The organism is Paenibacillus durus ATCC 35681, from assembly GCF_000993825.1.
In the GTDB taxonomy this organism is placed as follows: domain Bacteria; phylum Bacillota; class Bacilli; order Paenibacillales; family Paenibacillaceae; genus Paenibacillus_AQ; species Paenibacillus_AQ durus_B.
This window is the reverse complement of record NZ_CP011114.1, coordinates 3,691,248-3,709,602: the sequence shown is the minus strand read 5'-3', so window position 1 is coordinate 3,709,602 and position 18,355 is coordinate 3,691,248. Positions and strand designations below refer to the sequence as shown.

At 52.5% G+C, this 18,355-nt stretch carries 15 protein-coding genes and 1 pseudogene; 9 read left to right on the top strand and 7 right to left on the bottom strand.

What is annotated here, in order from left to right; translation table 11 throughout:
• Positions 1–45: 45 nt before the first annotated feature.
• On the bottom strand, positions 46–417 hold the full coding sequence (locus tag VK70_RS17130) for a hypothetical protein (RefSeq protein ID WP_025694580.1): 372 nt from the start codon (positions 415–417) through the stop codon (positions 46–48).
• A gap of 126 nt (positions 418–543) precedes the next feature.
• Between VK70_RS17130 and VK70_RS17125 the strand changes: the two genes are divergently transcribed.
• Positions 544–756, top strand: coding sequence for a helix-turn-helix domain-containing protein (locus VK70_RS17125; RefSeq protein WP_025694579.1), 213 nt, complete (start codon positions 544–546; stop codon positions 754–756).
• Positions 757–963: 207 nt separating this feature from the next.
• Here VK70_RS17125 and VK70_RS17120 read toward each other — a convergent pair whose 3' ends face one another.
• Positions 964–2,142, bottom strand: a complete 1,179-nt coding sequence (locus VK70_RS17120) for a hypothetical protein (protein WP_025694578.1) — start codon at positions 2,140–2,142, stop codon at positions 964–966.
• 151 nt (positions 2,143–2,293) lie between these two features.
• Positions 2,294–2,656: a hypothetical protein gene (locus VK70_RS17115; RefSeq protein WP_233277700.1), complete on the bottom strand. Its 363-nt coding sequence runs from the start codon at positions 2,654–2,656 to the stop codon at positions 2,294–2,296.
• Between the two features lie 203 nt (positions 2,657–2,859).
• On the opposite strand from VK70_RS17115, the gene VK70_RS17110 reads away from it, so the two are divergent.
• Positions 2,860–3,057, top strand: coding sequence for a hypothetical protein (locus VK70_RS17110; RefSeq protein WP_046723572.1), 198 nt, complete (start codon positions 2,860–2,862; stop codon positions 3,055–3,057).
• Positions 3,038–3,301, top strand: coding sequence for a hypothetical protein (locus tag VK70_RS17105; protein ID WP_144415259.1), 264 nt, complete (start codon positions 3,038–3,040; stop codon positions 3,299–3,301). The genes VK70_RS17110 and VK70_RS17105 overlap by 20 nt, the downstream gene beginning before the upstream one ends.
• A 38-nt stretch (positions 3,302–3,339) precedes the next feature.
• Here the strand turns inward: VK70_RS17105 and VK70_RS26595 are convergent, their stop codons facing one another.
• Positions 3,340–4,620, bottom strand: coding sequence for an S-layer homology domain-containing protein (locus VK70_RS26595; protein WP_025698619.1), 1,281 nt, complete (start codon positions 4,618–4,620; stop codon positions 3,340–3,342).
• Positions 4,621–5,127: 507 nt separating this feature from the next.
• Between VK70_RS26595 and trxA the strand changes: the two genes are divergently transcribed.
• Both trxA and uvrC read left to right on the top strand, forming a co-directional pair.
• Positions 5,128–5,445, top strand: a complete 318-nt coding sequence (trxA, locus tag VK70_RS17095) for a thioredoxin (RefSeq protein WP_025688833.1) — start codon at positions 5,128–5,130, stop codon at positions 5,443–5,445.
• A gap of 383 nt (positions 5,446–5,828) precedes the next feature.
• Positions 5,829–7,889 carry an excinuclease ABC subunit UvrC gene (gene uvrC / locus VK70_RS17090; RefSeq protein WP_046723571.1) on the top strand — a complete coding sequence of 687 codons (2,061 nt, stop codon included), beginning with the start codon at positions 5,829–5,831 and terminating at the stop codon, positions 7,887–7,889.
• A gap of 193 nt (positions 7,890–8,082) precedes the next feature.
• Here uvrC and VK70_RS17085 read toward each other — a convergent pair whose 3' ends face one another.
• The gene (locus tag VK70_RS17085; RefSeq protein WP_025694240.1) at positions 8,083–9,819 is read right to left on the bottom strand and encodes a CPBP family intramembrane glutamic endopeptidase; all 1,737 of its coding nucleotides are present in this window, start codon (positions 9,817–9,819) and stop codon (positions 8,083–8,085) included.
• Between the two features lie 197 nt (positions 9,820–10,016).
• Between VK70_RS17085 and VK70_RS17080 the strand changes: the two genes are divergently transcribed.
• On the top strand, positions 10,017–11,375 hold the full coding sequence (locus tag VK70_RS17080; protein WP_036638571.1) for a TrkH family potassium uptake protein: 1,359 nt from the start codon (positions 10,017–10,019) through the stop codon (positions 11,373–11,375).
• Positions 11,376–11,388: 13 nt separating this feature from the next.
• Entirely contained in the window at positions 11,389–12,069 is a 681-nt protein-coding gene (locus VK70_RS17075; RefSeq protein ID WP_025694238.1) for a potassium channel family protein, read from the top strand.
• A 208-nt stretch (positions 12,070–12,277) separates the two neighbouring features.
• On the opposite strand, the pseudogene thrS reads toward VK70_RS17075, so the two are convergent.
• Both thrS and VK70_RS17065 read right to left on the bottom strand, forming a co-directional pair.
• Positions 12,278–14,192: pseudogene (thrS, locus tag VK70_RS17070) on the bottom strand (threonine--tRNA ligase).
• A 416-nt stretch (positions 14,193–14,608) separates the two neighbouring features.
• The gene (locus tag VK70_RS17065) at positions 14,609–15,517 is read right to left on the bottom strand and encodes a LysR family transcriptional regulator (RefSeq protein ID WP_025694237.1); all 909 of its coding nucleotides are present in this window, start codon (positions 15,515–15,517) and stop codon (positions 14,609–14,611) included.
• Positions 15,518–15,843: 326 nt separating this feature from the next.
• Between VK70_RS17065 and VK70_RS17060 the strand changes: the two genes are divergently transcribed.
• Both VK70_RS17060 and sdhA read left to right on the top strand, forming a co-directional pair.
• The gene (locus tag VK70_RS17060; RefSeq protein ID WP_025694236.1) at positions 15,844–16,512 is read left to right on the top strand and encodes a succinate dehydrogenase cytochrome b558 subunit; all 669 of its coding nucleotides are present in this window, start codon (positions 15,844–15,846) and stop codon (positions 16,510–16,512) included.
• Between the two features lie 15 nt (positions 16,513–16,527).
• Positions 16,528–18,273 carry a succinate dehydrogenase flavoprotein subunit gene (gene sdhA, locus VK70_RS17055; RefSeq protein ID WP_025694235.1) on the top strand — a complete coding sequence of 582 codons (1,746 nt, stop codon included), beginning with the start codon at positions 16,528–16,530 and terminating at the stop codon, positions 18,271–18,273.
• Positions 18,274–18,355: the final 82 nt, after the last annotated feature.

The window sequence follows — 18,355 nt, the reverse complement described above, 5'->3', positions numbered from 1 at the left end:
AATTCTCCTTCTGCCCATCCGCCTTATCGCGCCTGCGGCATCAAATTACTTCATGCGGGTCTCTTGTACGCTATCCAGCGTCATAGATCCGTCTGTGTTACGAACGTACATCTCAACTGGTACGCCGTATCCTACGTTCCAGTTAACTGCCCGGGTGTAAGCTTGAGTGTAGGCGGCGCGAGTTTCGAATACGCCGTGTTCTACGGCAATGCGACCTTTCACGATCACTTTCATGGACGCTACCTTTTTCATCACCCGGTCAAGGACGATGACAATCTTGGTTTCGCTGGCGGATGCGCGAAGCTCACTCCAAGCTTGTTTGAGCGACATGGCTATGTACTCCCGAACCTTTCCTCCGAATCGCTTTGCGGCTCTGCGTGCAATCTCCCAAGCTCTTACCATTACGTTTCTCATCATCGTTTCCTCCTTTGTTTTACTTCCTGTAAATAATATATCATAACCTGTATTTAATTTCAAGTACTTTATTTGACTTGTAGTATAAAAAATACTATTATAAATATATAAAATACAGGAAGTGATAAAATGGCGATAAGTTATAGGCCGCTGCTAGTATTACTAGCCGAACGTGGGATGAAGAAGTTGGACCTTCGGGAGCACCTTAGTTTAGGTCCCTCTACGATTGCGAAATTTGATAAGGAAGGGGAGTATGTATCGCTTGAGGTGATTGACAAACTCTGTACATTTTTCGGTGTCCAACCTAATGGCATCATTGAGCACATACCGGATAAAGAATAGTTAACAAACCCCGTCAGGCATCGTGCCCGGCGGGGATGGTTTAATGGATTGATCCGACTGTTTTTTGCTTATTTTTAGATTTGAAGTAATGCCCATCAGGACATCTTGTTGTTATCGATGTGTATACCGTATCTATGATTTGTTCTTTAATTGTTTCTTTAATCAATTTATGCCCACAGTAAGGGCATTTCTTCTTAAAAAACCCAATCATTTACAACCTCCTTCCTTGGCGTCATTTATGTAATTCGCCAATGATTTGCGATACCAAAAGTTCCGTCCTGAAGGATATTGTCCGTCTGGCTCAGGAAGTTTCCCGGCAAGATAGTGATTGCGAACAGTTGACTTATGTTTGCCGATTTCTCGCGCAATGTCCGACATATCGAATTTCTCCACTTCAGCGGGAACCTTCCACTTTTGGCGCTTATACCAGTCTTTGTAGTGTTGGTTCATCAACTTACGTTTGCACTCGCCGGAACATGTTGTACTGCCGTTGACAGGATCGAATTTTTTTCCGCATACTACGCATTTGTCACTCCTCTTGCGGCGTTTGACATTACGTGCTGGGTTAATACGATCTTTGTTGGCGCGGTAATGCTCAATCCCTGTGCTGCGATCATATTCGCTGGTATGGAGAGGCCGGCACTCTTCGCATACTTGTTGGAGTCCTGAATTTACCACATATTGCTTCCCGCAGCGCTCGCAGGTGTCGATACTTCCGATCTCTCGAACATCGCCTTTGCGCTTGCGTCGCTGATAGTCTGCTGACTGCTGGCGTTTACGTTGCTCCCTACAACCAGGGCAGTAAAAAGCTCTTGGCCCTCCTATAAATACTTCTCCACACTCCGGAGTTCTGCATACCTTAAATTGTTGATGAGAGGCTTTTTTTCTGTCCTCAGCTGTTATCTCTGCGTACTCATCTATAACAGGTTGAAAGTATTTTAACTCCAATTCTTCTCTTGCGCGCACCGCCGATTCAAAAGTTGTGTGGGCCAGCCCGTTGTAAATGGCCTTCCCTTGGAATACCAGCATGGCAGTATAAGTTCCGTTCTTATTCTTGATCACTCCGGTGTGACCGGTTTTATTATCTTTTCGCGGACTTATTTTTAGCATAGTGGCTTTAGATCCGTTGATATGCTGGTCTTTTTTTAAGCAACCACAAGATTGTGTATTCCCGGAGGTTAACCAATATCCTTCAACCGCCTTACGTGTTCCGCAGTCACATATACAATCCCAAAAAGCCTTATACGGACTAGATGGTATTGTTTTCTCAGACCGTTTCTCAACAACCAATCTACCGAAACGTTTACCGGTCAAGTCGATTCGTTTTTTCCCCATGGTCAATCCCCTGTTGATGACGAATCTTTCACCCATCGACATTTCAGCCATAGTGGCCGCCCCTCAACAAATGCATCTGGCCGGGGAATGGCACCGCGATATCCTTCCTTCATCGACCGCTTTGCCGATTGCCCGACATGTTGCTTGGTTACCCCGAGGTGTCTAGATAACCAAGCAGCGTCTACATATTGTAGGGGCGGTATTACTTTCCCGCAGGCTCTCCGAATTCTTCATCCAGAGCCTTGTTCACGGCAGCAGCCAGGTCCTCCAGATCGACAGAAGTTGCTTCGTTAACAACTTCGTCCACGGCTTCATATCCATGTTCCTCTTTCAGTTCGGCAATCCGGGCTTCCAGAGCCGTTTGATCTGTGACTACCTTGTCCCACCAGTCAAATGTGTCTTGATCAGCGATATATGTGCCGGTTTCTTCATCAAAGGTGAACTGACCGTCTGACAATGCGCCGTAGTTACCAATAAAGTCTTGAATGAAGTCAACGCCTGTGTTTTCATCAATGATACTCAATGCTTCGGATTTACCAGTTTCTTTAATCGTAATTTTCATCATTTCAATCTATCCTTTCGACCTCATCCGGTTTCTCCGGCTTATCGGTTTTCGTTTGTCCCTTGCTATGATATAAATATATCATAAAATATTTACTAAGTAAACAGGAACGGTATGCGAACACAAGAATTATTTTCCATTGCATACTTTTGAGGAATAGGCGTATAATGCAAACAAACGTTCTTATTTTTTGGGAGGCGGTTGTTATGAAAATACGAACAGGTCAAACCATCGAAATCGTATATATGGACCGGTCCGGAAAGATTACGCAGCGGAAGATCAAGGTCAAGGGTATCCGCGACGGCCGCATTCGGGCGACCTGTCTTGCCACCGGCGCGCCGCGCGTGTTTCTAACGGCAAACATACTCGCCTGGCAGCCGGTTGGTGAACGACGTGCTGTCTGACAACGCACGCAAAATGCTGCGGATTATGCATGCTTACCGCCGTCATCTCGGAGTTATGCCTCCAATGTGGCAGCTGCAGCGCAGATCCAGTCGTCGGCCAGAGCAGATTCGGGCGGCGCTTCAGGAGCTGGCCGATGAGCGATACATCCAATGGCAGCCCGGAGCTCCACTGGAGACAGTGGTCATTCTGGAAGCGTGGGAGAGGGAGGAGCCTGGCATACGGAGGCGGTCCCGGAGAAGATAGGATAGATAAAAAATAAAAAAAAAGCCATTGCTGGCTTTTTATTTGAGGTAGACAACTTTTGTTACAGTGGCGCTTTCTTTTCCGTAGCGATCGACAAGCTTGAGATCGTAATTATTTTCACCGTTTCGTAGGTTAACCGTAACTGAACCACTGTATATTTCACCGTTTCCTCTTCTTCCACCGAGCGAGTAAAGCCTTTTTTCTCCATTTACATACAACGCGGGACGAGCATCGTATTGATCAACCCACTCAAACCAAATTACAAATTCTGCATACGTAGTAGTCTGTGGATCGGGTTTGTCTAGTTTTAATTTCGGAGGAAGAATTGTAAATTCAATGCTTTTAGATATCGCTGTGGTTTTTCCAAAATACTCCGACTTTACTTCAATGTTATATTTTCCGTCTTCTACAACAAAAATGTTGGTACTAAATTCTCCATTAAAGCCCACCAAAACCTCTTCACCATTAACCGTTACAGTAGCATCTGGCTCTGTTTCTCCTTTGACTAAAATAGAAGGTTTTCCCCCAGGGAGCGTATCCTCTTTCACTACATCAACCCAAAGATTAGGCCCATTATTGGACGTTTTACTTGAGCCAGTTGGATTTGTTTTAATAGTCTGGTTTGACGGATTTGGTGATTGTTCATTTGGAGTCTCGCTTCCTCCGATGCTCTTAATCGCCCGATACAGCAAAGCAGCAGCTTCAGCACGGGAAATCGAATTGAGCGGCTTGAAAGTTCCGTCTTCGTACCCTGTGATTAGATTGTACTCGGCAGCAACGTTCACATATTTTTTGAGCTGCGGAGAAATCTTGTTTTCATCGGTAAAACGGGAGCTGTAATTCGTGGTGTCTAGTTCCATGATCTTTACCAGCGCTGCAGCGACGTCTTCGCGTGTAGCGGGTTCACTGGGATCAAAGAATGCTTTGCCTTTTGGGGGGTAATAACCGGTGAGATAATCTTTTGCTGCGGTTATGTACGGAAAGGACCATCGCGTTGCTGGTACATCACTAAAATAAACGGCTTGGGTAACAGGTTGATCGAGCGAGAAGGTGACTGCTATCATTTTTGCGAATTCTTCACGGCTGATTGAGTTGTTCGGCCGGAACGATCCGTCTTCATACCCGTTGATGACCTTTCTTTCGCTCATGCTGGTCACGGCTTGATAGGCCCAACTATCAGATTTGATATCATTGAACTGAACGATCATCGTGCCATTGTTAATGATGCCATTGTTCACGTTTATCGTGTCAGCAAGAACACTGGCGGGTGCAGCAGCAAGAGAGAGGGCGATGAACGACGATATTAGTTTGCTTTTCATAGAATAAGTCTCCAGTAAGTTGTCCCCATCGGCTGGGGGATTTGCTAAATAGTGTATTGCGACTCTATTTTAATACAAAAGTCATGTTTTGGCGATAATTGGAATCATGACTGGTACTATTTACACAAGGTGATTCTCCTTCAAAAAAATCACACGAAAATCACGAATTCGCCGAAGAGTACAAAAGATAGGAAAAGTTAATTGGGTTAAAAGCATCCATATCGGATTGTTTTAACGGTGCGCGAAGTATGTAGAAGCGCGAAAAAGTGTGCAACAAATTCTAGACAAATATGTTATAATAAAAATGTGTCGATAAAAAGTAATCTGGTTATCATATTACATGAAGGCATTAAATAATGCTGGGTCTTACGAAGCGGGCTTTTATTGAAGCTTTTTCTCTTCGCATAACTGATGTATAGCCTAAGCGGTATAATCCGCTGTGCAGGAACCATCATATATTACGAAGCGAGTTCTACTTCGCAAACCCCTTTAAGGAGGAACATTATCATGGCAATTGTTAACGTGTCTGACCAATCCTTTAACAATGAGGTTCAAGGTCAGGGTACTGTTGTAGTAGACTTCTGGGCACCTTGGTGCGGTCCTTGCAAAATGCTTGCTCCAATTCTGGATGAATTGTCCACCGAGCTGGGAGACGGCGTGAAGATCGCGAAACTGAACGTGGATGAAAATCCGGAGACGGCTTCCCGTTTCGGCGTTATGAGCATTCCAACTCTGATCTTCTTTAAAGACGGCCAGCCTGTCGATAAAGTGGTTGGTCTGAACTCCAAAGAATCGCTGAAAAACATCGTAGCCAAACACCAATAATTTTAATACCGCATTGTCCGGGCCTTTGGCCCTGCCCAGCGCCTTCGGTTCAAACCGGAGGCGCTTTGTGCGTATGAATAAGCGAATTCCGCAGGGAGAGCGGGCGTCCGCACGTATTAAGAGAAATGTGCCGAAGCACGAAGTAAAGCGACTCCCGCAGGGAGAGCGGGCGTCCGCACCTATGGTGGGCAAGCGCCAGGACGCGCCGCATGAAAGGTCCCGAGGCCGCCGCCCGTCAGGGCGGGGACCGAGAAGGGACCGCTTGATTCAAACCAGGTCACCACCCCAGGCTCAGCGCCGCTCATTCGCCCAGTTCCGGGTGTCCAGAGGGCGGAGCCCTTGGGGTCCTCCCCATTGGGGAGGATTGAGGAGGGGAAAACCACATGGACTACATGGACAACATCCGGAACAAGCTGGCGCTGCTGCCGGACCTGCCCGGATGCTATCTGATGAAGAACGAAGAAGGCACGATCATCTATGTAGGAAAGGCGAAGGTGCTGAAGAACCGCGTCCGCTCTTATTTTACGGGCAGCCATAACGGGAAAACCCAACGGCTCGTTGCGGATATCCGCGATTTTGAATACATTGTCACGGCCAGCAACATGGAAGCGCTCATTCTGGAGTGCAACCTGATCAAAAAGCATATGCCGCGCTACAACGTGCAGCTTAAAGACGACAAGACCTTCCCCTACATCAAAATTACGAATGAACGGCATCCGCGCCTTGAAGTGACGCGCCGGGTGCTGAAAGATAAAGCGAAATATTTCGGACCGTATCCGAATGCCTACGCGGCTCAACAGACGAAGAAGCTGCTTGACCGGATGTATCCCCTGCGGAAATGCGGAGCGATGCCGAAGGAAGTATGCCTGTATTACCATATGGACCAGTGCCTTGCCCCGTGCGAGAAGGAAGTGTCCAAATCCGCCTATGAAGAGATTACTCAGAGCATTTCGACCTTTCTCGGCGGCGGGCATGAAGAGGTCAAGAAGGATCTTCAGCAAAAAATGCAGGAAGCGGCGGAGGAGCTTTATTTTGAACGGGCCAAGGAACTGAGGGATCAAATCAACTATATCGAAGCCTTGATGGAGAAGCAGAACATCAACACACCGGACACGAAGGACCGCGACGTATTTGGCTATGCCGTAGATAAAGGCTGGATGTGCGTGCAGATACTCTATATGAGACAGGGAAAAATGATTCAGCGCCACTCGTCCAGCTTTCCGTTTTACGGAGAAGCTTACAGCGACTTCATGTCGTATGTGACGCAGTATTACAGCGAGAATCCGGCGCTGCCGCAGGAGATTTTGCTGCCTGAAGCGCTGCTCATAGAAGGCGCGGCATCCGTACTTCCGCCGGAGCCTGCGGATAGCGGAGCCGCGTCAGTGGACGGTCCCGCTGCTGCGGACAGCGAAGAAGCAGCGGTCCGCACGGCTGGGGCAGCCGATACCGCAGCTTACGGCAGCGGGCCAGCCCTTGACGGGGCCAAAGAAGACCCACCAGGGGAAGAGGAAGCGCCGGAGACAGCCGCAGAGACGGCGCAGCGCGCCGCCGCAGACGTGGAAGCTGCCGCTGCCGGTGTGGTGGATGCCGCAGGCGGAGCAGCGGCGCTGCAGCAGTGGCTGGGCGTCAAGGTTATGGTGCCGCGGCGCGGACTCAAGAAGCAGATGGTCCGCATGGCCTGCGAGAACGGGCGCGTGGCGCTCGAAGAGAAGTTCCGCCTGATCGAGCGGGACGAGGAGCGTACCTCCGGTGCGGCACAAGGGCTCGGGCAGAGCCTGGGACTTGAGAGCCTCAGCCGGATTGAAGCGTTCGACAACTCGAACATCCAGGGGGCGAATCCCGTATCGGCCATGGTCGTGTTCATCGACGGCAAGCCCGCGAAGAAGGAGTACCGCAAATACAAGGTGCGTACCGTGCAGGGGCCTGACGACTATGAGACGATGCGCGAGGTGATCCGCCGCCGCTATGAGCGGGTGCTGAAAGAGGATCTGCTCCGGCCGGACCTGATCGTCGTGGACGGCGGCAGAGGCCAGATTTCCGCAGCTGTCGATATTCTGGAGAACGAACTGGGTCTGTTCATCCCGGTCTGCGGCCTCGTCAAAGACGCCAAGCACAAGACCGCGGAGCTGCTGGTCGGCGACCCGCCGGAGCCGGTTCATCTCGCCAGAGACAGCGAGGAGTTTTATCTGCTCCAGCGCATCCAGGACGAAGTGCACCGCTTCGCGATTACTTTCCACCGCGAGCAGCGCGGCAAGTCGATGGTCACGTCGCGGCTTGACGCCATCCCGGGAATCGGCGAGAAACGGCGGAAGCTGCTGCTCAAGCATTTCGGATCGCTTAAGAAGATCAAAGAAGCGACGGTAGAGGATTTCCGCCCTCTGTCCATCGGCGACAAGCTCGCCCGGCAGATTCTGGAAGCGCTGAGAGACGAAGAAAAGGTATAGTCGGCGGTTGATTGACGAAAGATATTTTATACTTATTGCAGATCATAAGCACCCAAGCCAAAATGTCTTCTATCCTAATTAAACAGCCCGAGAGCGGATGCTCCCGGGCTGTTGCCTTACATCTGTATTGGGTCCGAAGCCCGCCAAATGGGAAGGCCGCCTGCTTCGGTATAATTCTCAAGCATCCCGGCAGTTAAATCGTATGCTCCGGCACCGGACCCGGACCGGGCTCCGGCCCAGGGTCCGGGGACTGCGGCCCCCGCTCCTTGCCCGGCGGATTGAACAGATACACAATATAGCCGACGAGCAGCGGTATAACAATCGTAACGACACCGGCGATCACATTCACCGGCTCGCGCATGAAGATCAGGGTGATGCCCATCAGCACGCTGTCGAACACGACATGGCTGAACATGACGGCAATAAAGCCGTACCGCAGAAAAATATAACTGAACAGCAGGCCAATCACCGTCAGCTCGATCGGGCGGGAGCTGATGGGATAGATTGGATAAAGTGTATGTCCAAACGCCCAGATAAGGGTCGTAATCAGGCTGGCGAGCAGGGTGCTGCGCACGATTTTTTTCAGCATCCGGATGCCGAACAGGCGATAGATCGCTTCCTCGGAAAGTCCGGCCAGCCACGCCACGATCGGCAGCAGCCAGGCATAGCGCATATTGTAAGGGGACTGGGAAGCATCCGTTGTCGACCAGTTATGCAGCGTGTACTGCAAAATGATGAACATCAGCGTCTGCACGCCAAGCAGCACGAACGCCCAAATATATCCGGCATAGACGCTGTCCATGAGATATCTGCCGTAGCCCGGCTCTTTGGCGCGGGGCCATGGATTCAGCCCTTCCTCTTTCCGCCACAGGCCGTTTCCGCCCACCAGCGAGAAGTAGAGCAGCGCGGACATCAGCAGACTGTACAGCGTATAAATGATGAACATGACGATGTTCGTGATCCGGGCGGCCATGTCTCCTGTGCCGGCCGTTTCGGGTAGCATATTGTAGGTGCTGATCATCATAATGACAAAATGGGCGATACTTAAAAAGACACCGCGCGCAAAAGAAGTGTGCTTCCGGCGGAGAATACTGTAGATTAACGCCAGAACGCCGAGCGCGAACGTAGGCAGCCCGTAACCGTACAGTGTAAAGCGGCCCGCGCTCGACACTTGCGATTTTACATAGTCGGTATGCCACTCCGGCGGGGAAAATCCGGGCTTGAAGTAGGATACTTCCCCTGCGGTAAACTTAAAAGCATAGCGGAGCGGAGCTTCCCCGACCTTGACCGAGCTGTCGGTATAGATCAGGCCGTAGCTGCCGGTAGAAGGAAAATTCCGTTCCAGCCGTGAAGGGTCGGCTCCCCACTTATTCAACAATGGTGCTGCAAGCCGTTCCTTCTCCTGTGGGGTTAGCGAAGCGTCGCTGACGATTTCTTCGCTCTCATCCTTGCCGGTGAGGACTGCTTCCGTCACGTTTGCTTGCTTTCCGGCTCCCGCAGGGACGCGGGTGAAGCCCGCCGTCTCGCCGGTATACATATTCAGATCGACCGCCAGATTCGCCCATTTATCCTCCTGGGAATCTAGGGAAGCATGGAAGGTGTCGTATGGATAGCGGCGGTCCAGCTTTCTGTTGCTGTAATCCTCCAGCAGGCTTTTTCGGGACATGTAGCCGTAAAAAGAGGAATCCGACGTATAAGTGACGATCCAATTGTCGCCGGGTTCCGGTATGTATCCAAGCTGTTCTGCCGCAAAGCGGATCGCCCTCTCGCGGGCTTCCGATTTGCTGATCGCCTGCTCGTTGCCGTAGCCTTCCTGAGTAAGTGAGGGGACGATCTGGAACATGACAAACAAGATCAGACCGATGAGGCCTGCGAAAACAAGTCTTTTGGAAATGGGCCGTTGATGCAAGGGTTGGCCGACGGGATTCATGAAAAGCCTCCTTGGTTTATGATTTCTAAAACCGTTTAACTACCTTAAAATATCACAGCCGGGATGCGAAAAGCCATTTTTTAGGCTATGAACAGTGGAATTCGCTGAAAAACGATGAAATTGCAAGCTAAATTTGATACGATCGCCTAAGAACAATGTATGATGAAAACACGCATTTTATGGACGGGGTGACGGATATGGCTTCACAAACACCGAAGGTTACCGAATTCCGCTGGCTGAAGCTGTCTCCTCCCCAAATATTGGTGATCGGCTTTGCCATCATCATATTGATCGGCGCCCTTCTGCTCATGCTGCCGGTCTCGCTGGCCCCGGGGAACACAATCGCGTTTCTGGATGCGGTATTTACGTCCACATCGGCTGCCTGCGTTACCGGATTGGTCGTTCATGATACGGGCACGTTCTTCTCAACCTTCGGACAGGTTGTCCTCATGCTGCTGATCCAGGTCGGCGGCCTGGGCTTTATGTCGATGGCGACCTTGTTCGCTCTGGTGTTCCGCCGGCGCATCTCCCTGCGGGAGCGGCTGGTACTGCAGGAAGCGATGAATCAGAGCTCCATGGAAGGCATCGTCCGGCTGATCCGCAGCGTCCTGATCTATTCGCTGGTCATCGAAGCCTGCGGCGCGCTGCTGCTTACGATCCGCTGGGCTTTTGATATGCCGCTGGGACGAGCCGCCTTCTTCGGCGTGTTCCATGCCGTCTCGATGTTTAACAATGCGGGCTTCGATCTGTTCAGCGGGTACCGCAGTCTGACAGGCTACGCCGACGACCCGGTTGTGAATATAGTTGTTATGTTTTTGATTGTCTCCGGCGGGATTGGCTTCATCGTTATGTCGGACATTATGGATTACCGGCGCAAACGCAAGCTTTCGCTGCACAGCAAGGTTGTCCTGTCCATGACCGCCGCGCTGATCGTCACCGGTGCCGTTGTTCTTTTTATATTTGAGTTTACGAATCCGCGTACCTTGGGCTCGCTCGGCTGGGGCGGCAAAATATGGGGGGCTTTTTTCCAATCCGTCACCCCGCGAACGGCCGGCGCCAATACCTTAGATATGCCGGGTCTTAGGCAGGCCTCGCAGTTTTTTATTGTGATTCTGATGTTCATCGGCGCTTCTCCCGGCTCGACGGGGGGCGGCATCAAGACGACCACGTTTACGATTATGATCGGAGCTGTGATTGCGATGCTGCGCGGACGAAATGATATCGTGCTGTTCCGCTACCGTCTGGCCCAGGAACGGGTATTCAAGGCGCTGACGATTACTCTGCTGGCCCTGCTGCTGATCGTTGCCGTCTTGATGGTGCTTTCCACCACGGAGGAGGCGCCCTTTTTGAATCTGCTGTTCGAGACGACATCGGCCTTTGCTACGGTGGGGCTCAGTTTGGGTGTTACGCCGAATCTCTCGGCGGTGGGCAAAATCCTCATCTGTCTTACCATGTTCGCCGGCAGGCTGGGCGTATTGACGCTCGCCTATGCGCTGGGACCGAAAAAGGGTAAGGAATTGTATCGCTACCCGGAAGGCAAAATGATTATCGGATAAGGGGATAACGGGAATGAAAGCACAGCAATTTGTAATCATCGGCCTTGGCCGCTTCGGAGCCAGTCTGGCGCTTGAACTGATGGAGATGGGATATGAGGTGCTCGGCATCGACCACAACGAGGAACGGGTGGAGGAGATGACCGGCAAGCTGACGCATGCCGTCATGGCGGACGCTACGGATGAGGGTGTGATGCGGTCGCTGGGCGTTCGGAACCTCGACTGCGGTATCGTGGCGATTGGAGACAATATGGAACGCAGCATCCTTACCGCCATCCTCCTGAAGGAATTGGGCGTCAAAATGGTGGTAGCCAAGGCGATCTCCATCCTGCACGGACGCGCTTTGGAGAAGCTTGGAGTGGACCGGGTTATTTTTCCGGAGCGCGATATGGGGGTTCGTGTGGCGCATCAGCTGGTGACTCCGCATCTGCTCGATTACATCGAGCTGTCCAAGGAATACAAAATCGTCGAGCTGACCGTTCCGTCCTGCATGGACGGCCAGAGCCTCGCCGAGATCAACACCCGCGCCAAGTATGGCTGCAGCATCATTGCGCTTAACCGCGGGGGCGGGGTTATCGTCGCCCCGACCGCTCACGACCATGTCAATGAAGGCGACATTATGGTTGTGATCGGCTCTAACGAGAGCATCGATCAATTTGAGGAGAAAGCGGTGAACCGCGAGGAGGCCGAGGCCTGATACATTTGGCGGCTGACAAAAGCGCAGCGAGCGAGCTCTACCGGAATTAATTAGGCTGGCGCTCGTTTTCCACTTTTCCTGAAAATTTCCATACCAACGGGAGACGCAGCAGATAGAAGCGATGAGAAAGACTCTCTAAGGCCGATGGTCGGCTTAAAGAGAGTCTTTTTCTCGCATGTTAGCGCCGGGGCCGAGCCGCAGATCCGCTTTATTGTTTGGCGCGGATTTCTTCGGTCATCTGCCCGATCAACTCCGCCAGGCTCCGGGAACCGAGATCGCCCTCGCCCCGTTTTCTCACGGACACATTGCCGGAAGACAGCTCGTTCTCGCCGAGAATGAGCATATACGGTGTTCTTTGCAGCTGGGCTTCGCGGATTTTATAGCCCAGCTTCTCGTCCCGCAAATCCATGTCGGCGCGGATACCGGCGTCTTCCAGCGATTTTTTCACCTCGAAGGCGTATCCGTTAAACTTCTCCGACACGGGCAGAATCTTGGCCTGAACCGGCGCAAGCCAGAGCGGGAAAGCACCGGCGTAATGCTCGGTGATAATTCCCATGAACCGGTCAAGCGAACCGTACACAGCCCGATGGATGACGACCGGACGATGTTTCTGGCTGTCTTCGCCGATATAGGAGAGATCGAATTTCTCAGGCATCTGGAAATCCAGCTGGATCGTCCCGCACTGCCAGCTCCGTTTCAGCGCATCTAGGATATGGAAATCGATCTTAGGACCGTAGAACGCTCCGTCCCCTTCATTTAGGCGATAGGGGATTCCGCTAGCCTTCAGACATTTTTGCAAAGCCTGTTCCGCTTCGTTCCACAGCTCTTCGGAGCCCATGGAATCTTCCGGCCGCGTCGACAGCTCGACGGTATACTGAAAGCCGAAGACCTTGTAAATATGGTCGATCATGGCTATGACGCGGCCAATCTCCTCCTCGATCTGTTCCGGCAGCACGAACAGATGCGCGTCATCCTGGCAGAAGGTGCGAACCCGCATCATCCCGCCCAGCGCTCCGGACAGCTCGTGGCGGTGAACCTGTCCAAATTCCGCCAGCCTCATGGGCAATTCCCGGTACGAATGCAGATTGTTTTTGTAAATGAGCATATGGCCCGGGCAATTCATCGGTTTAAGGGCATATTTTGTTTCATCCACATCGGTAAAATACATATTGTCCTTGTAGTGATCCCAATGCCCGGACTGCTCCCACAGCCGGTTATTCATCATCAGCGGCGTGCGCACTTCGTGATAGCCCCGTTGTCTCTGTAGTTGCCGCGCAAAATTCTCCAGCTCGTTACGGATCGTCATCCCGTTCGGAAGGTAAAAGGGCATTCCCGGCGCTTCCTCGGAGAACATGAACAGTTCAAGTTCTTTGCTGAGCTTGCGGTGGTCGCGTTTTTTGGCTTCCTCAAGGAACAACAGATGCTCATCAAGCTGCGACTTTTTCGGAAACGCGGTCCCGTAAATACGCTGCAGCATTTTATTGCCGGAGTCTCCCCGCCAGTAAGCCCCCGCGACGCTTAGCAGATTGAATGCCTTGATACGGCCTGTCGATGGAAGATGGGGACCGCGGCACAAATCAGAGAATTCACCCTGCTCGTAGATGCTGATAACGGCATCCTGGGGCAGATCAGCGATCAGCTCCAGCTTGAGCGGCTCTTTCAGCTCATCGAAGATTCGAACGGCTTCGTCCCGGCTGACCACCCGGCGGACGATGGGGAGATCCTCTTTGATTACGTTCTCCATCTCTCGCTCGATTGCCGCAAGATCACCGTCAGTCAGCGGCTTCTCTATATCGACGTCGTAATAGAATCCGTCTTCGATCACCGGCCCGATACCGAGCTTAACCGCCTGGGCGCCGTATATACGTTTGATGGCCTGAGCCATAACATGCGCTGCGCTGTGTCTGTAAATTTCCAGTCCTTCTGTGCTGTCCAGCATAACCAGCCGCAGGAGGCTGTCCTGATCGATCGGTTCACTCAGATTCCGCCAGCTTTCCGTTGAGTAGTCCTGCTACGGCCTGTTTTTTCAGTCCCGTACTGATGGACTCCGCCACTTGTTCAATTGTCGTGCATTGTGGGTACCTCCTTATTGCGCCATCTGGTAAAGTTACTTTGATTTCCATCTGTCCAGCCTCCATTTCCTGATTATTTTGGGAAAACACAAAAAACGCATCTCATCCACAAAGGGACGAGTGCGTTTAAGCTCGTGGTTCCACCCTGATTCGACCTGCGGCGCGTAATGCCCCGGCTGCTGCCGGACACTGCCGCTGCAAGTCCTCATTGGTATCCGGTAACGGGGATAACGCGGTGCCGCATACTGCCGTGAAATCTAAGCTATCATGTCACGGGTTCAGCGCCACGGCTGCAAAGGGGTAATTTACGCATCCGGTTGCCGAAGAAGCTTTCAGCCTGAGCTTCTCTCTCTGGACGGCCCGTGAAGGAAATCATGTCTTTGGTCATTACCTGATGGGTATGTTGAATTGTTGAATTGGATGGATATTACATTACCTCAGGTTCTAAGATTAAGTCAAGCGCCAATTTAGAGAGTAGCCGGCCTTCCCTCATGAAACACTTCTTCCGTCACCCGCACCAGACTCCGCGCCGCCGCGCTTAAATCACCGGTGTCGCGGTAGATCAGACAGGTGGTCCGCTGAGTCAGCTCCAGCTCCTTGATGTGCAGGGAAGCAAGCCCCCCTCCTGACAGCAGCTCCGGCCGAAGATAGGAATTGGGCAGCAGCGCCGCCGCCTTGATCGTCGGGAGCAGCCGGATAATCGCCTCGAAAGAGTCGATCTCCATGCGGATATCCGGCTGTACGCCGCTGCGCTGGAACAGATCGTCCGTCATGCGGCGGTACCAGGTTCCCTTGGAGAACAGGATCATCGGCAGAGCCGTCAGATGCTCCATTTCAAGCCTGGGAAGCTGGGCGAGCGGATGATTTCCTGCGATAACAAGCCGCAGCTGGTCCTCGAAGAGCGGGATGCAGCGCAGGCCGGATTCCGCGGTGGCGGAAGCGATCAGGCCGACCTCCGACCGTCCTTCCCGCACCGAGGTAACGATCTCATGTGTCTTGCCCGTAATCAGCTTCAGCTCGGCGGCGGGATATTTCTCCATGTATGCGTTTACGAGAGGCGGCAAAGTGGTCTGAATCGTCGTCAGACTGGCCCCAAGCGTAACGGACAGAGGCTCGCCTTGCTTGAACCTCGAGATCGCCTCCAGAAATTTAAAGCGCTGCTGCCGCTGCTCCAGAGCGTAGGTGTAAGCCAGCCGTCCGACCTCGGTCAGCTCGAGCCTTTTGCCATAGCGGTTAAACAGCGTGACACCGAGCCGCTCCTCCAGTTTGGAGATTTTGCGCGAGAGGGCAGGCTGTGACAAATTTAGTTGACGGGAAGCACGATTAAGGCTGGACTGCTCCACAACAACGGCAAAAATATCAAGGTCGTCAAACATCGCTGCACTCCTTCCGGCTGCTCTAAAGCGGACGAATCTCCTTTTTTATAGGGACTTCTCAGCGGGAATTCTTATGCATATATTTTATAACGCATAATAATTAGATTGCAATTCCCTTATAAGCCGAAAAAGAGTAACATACAAAGTGACACAGGATATTCACAATTTGTAAAAAATGAAGCAAAGCCTTGCCGGGAGCGGGAGAGGCTTGACGGGACGGGGTGTTCGGCTGAAAGCAGCCGTCAATTCCCTGTTTCAACTCCCAGCCCGAAGGTGTATGCTCATTAATGAAAACGCTGTTTTATTCGGAAAGGGGACACGGCAATATGAGAGGCTTTTATTCCAGAAAAATTCATTCCTTGCTCGGTGTAATCCCGCTCGCGTTCTTTTTCATCGAGCACATGCTGACGAATTTCTCGGCGGTGGAGAAGGGGGCAGCCGGGTTCAAGGAAAGTGTGCTGTGGCTGAACAGCCTGCCGCTCGTCTTCTTCCTGGAATTATTGTTCATCTGGGTTCCCCTGCTGTACCATGGCGTCTACGGGCTGTATATCGCCTACCAGTCGAAGCCGAACCTGAACCGCTACAATCTGGAACGGAACTGGCGTTATACATTTCAGCGGGTCAGCGGCATTGTCACGTTTATTTTTATCATATGGCATTTGTACGAAACCCGGGTGCAGGTGGCGCTTGGCAACGTTACTCATGAAGAGCTCGGCGGCGTGATGCATGATATCGTTACCCAGCCGTTGTGGCTTGCTTTTTATATCGTTGGCATCGTGGCGGCCTGCTTTCATTTCGCCAACGGGCTGTGGTCCTTCCTCGTCAGCTGGGGCATCACAGTGGGTCCCCGTTCTCAGCGGGTTTCTTCCTATTTGTGCATGGGCTTGTTCGTTCTGGTGACGTTCATGTTCCTGCTGTCGCTCGTCACGTTCCGTGACAGCGATTTCAAAACAGCTGAGGCTATTGCCCAAGCCGTAAATACTGTCATCCAATAAGGGAGTGAACCTGTCATGGCAACAGCCGATATCATTATCGTGGGCGGCGGCTTGGCCGGCCTGATGGCAACCATCAAGGCGGCGGAGGCCGGCGTTCATGTGCATCTATTCTCACTTGTCCCCGTCAAAAGATCGCACTCGGTCTGCGCGCAAGGCGGCATCAACGGCGCCGTCAACACGAAGGGCGAGGGCGACTCGCCGTGGGTGCATTTTGACGATACCGTATATGGCGGTGATTTTCTCGCCAATCAGCCTCCGGTCAAGGCGATGTGCGAGGCGGCCCCGGGCATCATCCATCTGATGGACCGAATGGGCGTCATGTTCAACCGCACGCCGGAGGGACTGCTCGACTTCCGCCGGTTCGGCGGGACGAAGCATCACCGGACGGCCTATGCGGGCGCGACGACCGGGCAGCAGCTCTTGTACGCGCTCGACGAGCAGGTGCGACGCTGGGAGGTTGAAGGATTTGTAACGAAGCATGAGAACTGGGAATTCCTCTCCGCTGTGATCGACGATGAAGGCGTCTGCCGTGGAATCGCCGCCCAGGATTTACGCACGATGGCGATCGAGACATTCCCGGCGGACGCGGTCATTCTGGCGAGCGGCGGTCCGGGGATTATTTTCGGCAAGACGACCAACTCGGTCATCAACACCGGCACAGCCGCAAGCGCCGTGTACCAGCAGGGTGTACATTACGCGAACGGGGAGTTCATCCAGATTCATCCGACGGCCATTCCCGGCGACGACAAGCTGCGGCTGATGAGCGAATCGGCGCGCGGCGAAGGCGGGCGCATCTGGACCTACAAGGACGGCAAGCCGTGGTACTTCCTAGAGGAAAAATATCCGGCCTACGGCAACCTGGTGCCCCGCGATATTGCCACCCGTGAGATTTTTAACGTCTGCGTCGATCAGGGGCTCGGCATTAATGGTGAGAACATGGTCTATCTGGACCTGTCGCATAAAGACCCGAAAGAGCTGGACGTCAAGCTTGGCGGCATTATCGAGATTTACGAGAAGTTCATGGGCGACGATCCGCGCAAAATCCCGATGAAAATCTTCCCGGCGGTCCATTATTCCATGGGCGGCATGTGGGTCGATTACAATCAGATGACGAATATACCCGGCCTGTTTGCGGCGGGCGAATGCGAATACCAATATCACGGAGCGAACCGGCTGGGCGCGAACTCGCTGGTGTCGGCCATTTTCGGCGGCATGGTGTCGGGGCCAAAGGCCGTGGAATATATCAAGGGGCTGAAAAAATCGGTACAGGACGTGTCCACTTCGGTGTTCGACAGATACCGGCGTGTGCAGCAGGAGAAATACGAATCGCTGCTCGGCATGAGCGGAACGGAGAACGCCTACGTCCTCCATAAGGAGCTGGGCGAGTGGATGACTGCCAACATGACGGTGGTCCGTCATAACGTGAAGCTTGAGGCGACCATAGGCAAAATCAAGGAACTGAAGGAGCGCTACCGTAACATTAACATGAGCGATACCTCGGGCTGGAACAATCAAGGCGTCGCCTTTACCCGTCAGTTGTGGAACATGCTGGAACTGGCGGAGGCGATGACGCTGGGCGCGCTGCTGCGCAATGAAAGCCGGGGCGCGCATTACAAGCCGGAATTTCCGAAGCGCAACGACGAGGAGTTCCTGAAGACGACCAAGGCGTCATGGACGCCGGACGGGCCGAAGATCTCGTACGAAGACGTTGACGTATCGCTGATTCCTCCACGGGTCCGCGACTATTCCAAGGACAAATAACCCTACGCTTTCGAAAGCATACGCTACCAAAACTAAGCCTACGCTTTCGAAGCGAGTTTTGCGAAGTATATTCACAGAAGCA

Bases quoted from the DNA above. Each gene is read 5' to 3' on its own strand.
- VK70_RS17120 (WP_025694578.1), bottom strand. From the start codon at position 2,142: ATGGCTGAAATGTCGATGGGTGAAAGATTCGTCATCAACAGGGGATTG.
- VK70_RS26595 (WP_025698619.1), bottom strand. From the start codon at position 4,620: ATGAAAAGCAAACTAATATCGTCGTTCATCGCCCTCTCTCTTGCTGCT.
- uvrC (WP_046723571.1), top strand. From the start codon at position 5,829: ATGGACTACATGGACAACATCCGGAACAAGCTGGCGCTGCTGCCGGAC.
- VK70_RS17110 (WP_046723572.1), top strand. From the start codon at position 2,860: ATGAAAATACGAACAGGTCAAACCATCGAAATCGTATATATGGACCGG.
- VK70_RS17115 (WP_233277700.1), bottom strand. From the start codon at position 2,656: ATGATGAAAATTACGATTAAAGAAACTGGTAAATCCGAAGCATTGAGT.
- sdhA (WP_025694235.1), top strand. From the start codon at position 16,528: ATGGCAACAGCCGATATCATTATCGTGGGCGGCGGCTTGGCCGGCCTG.
- VK70_RS17130 (WP_025694580.1), bottom strand. From the start codon at position 417: ATGATGAGAAACGTAATGGTAAGAGCTTGGGAGATTGCACGCAGAGCC.
- trxA (WP_025688833.1), top strand. From the start codon at position 5,128: ATGGCAATTGTTAACGTGTCTGACCAATCCTTTAACAATGAGGTTCAA.
- VK70_RS17080 (WP_036638571.1), top strand. From the start codon at position 10,017: ATGGCTTCACAAACACCGAAGGTTACCGAATTCCGCTGGCTGAAGCTG.
- VK70_RS17075 (WP_025694238.1), top strand. From the start codon at position 11,389: ATGAAAGCACAGCAATTTGTAATCATCGGCCTTGGCCGCTTCGGAGCC.
- VK70_RS17065 (WP_025694237.1), bottom strand. From the start codon at position 15,517: ATGTTTGACGACCTTGATATTTTTGCCGTTGTTGTGGAGCAGTCCAGC.
- VK70_RS17060 (WP_025694236.1), top strand. From the start codon at position 15,844: ATGAGAGGCTTTTATTCCAGAAAAATTCATTCCTTGCTCGGTGTAATC.
- VK70_RS17125 (WP_025694579.1), top strand. From the start codon at position 544: ATGGCGATAAGTTATAGGCCGCTGCTAGTATTACTAGCCGAACGTGGG.
- VK70_RS17085 (WP_025694240.1), bottom strand. From the start codon at position 9,819: ATGAATCCCGTCGGCCAACCCTTGCATCAACGGCCCATTTCCAAAAGA.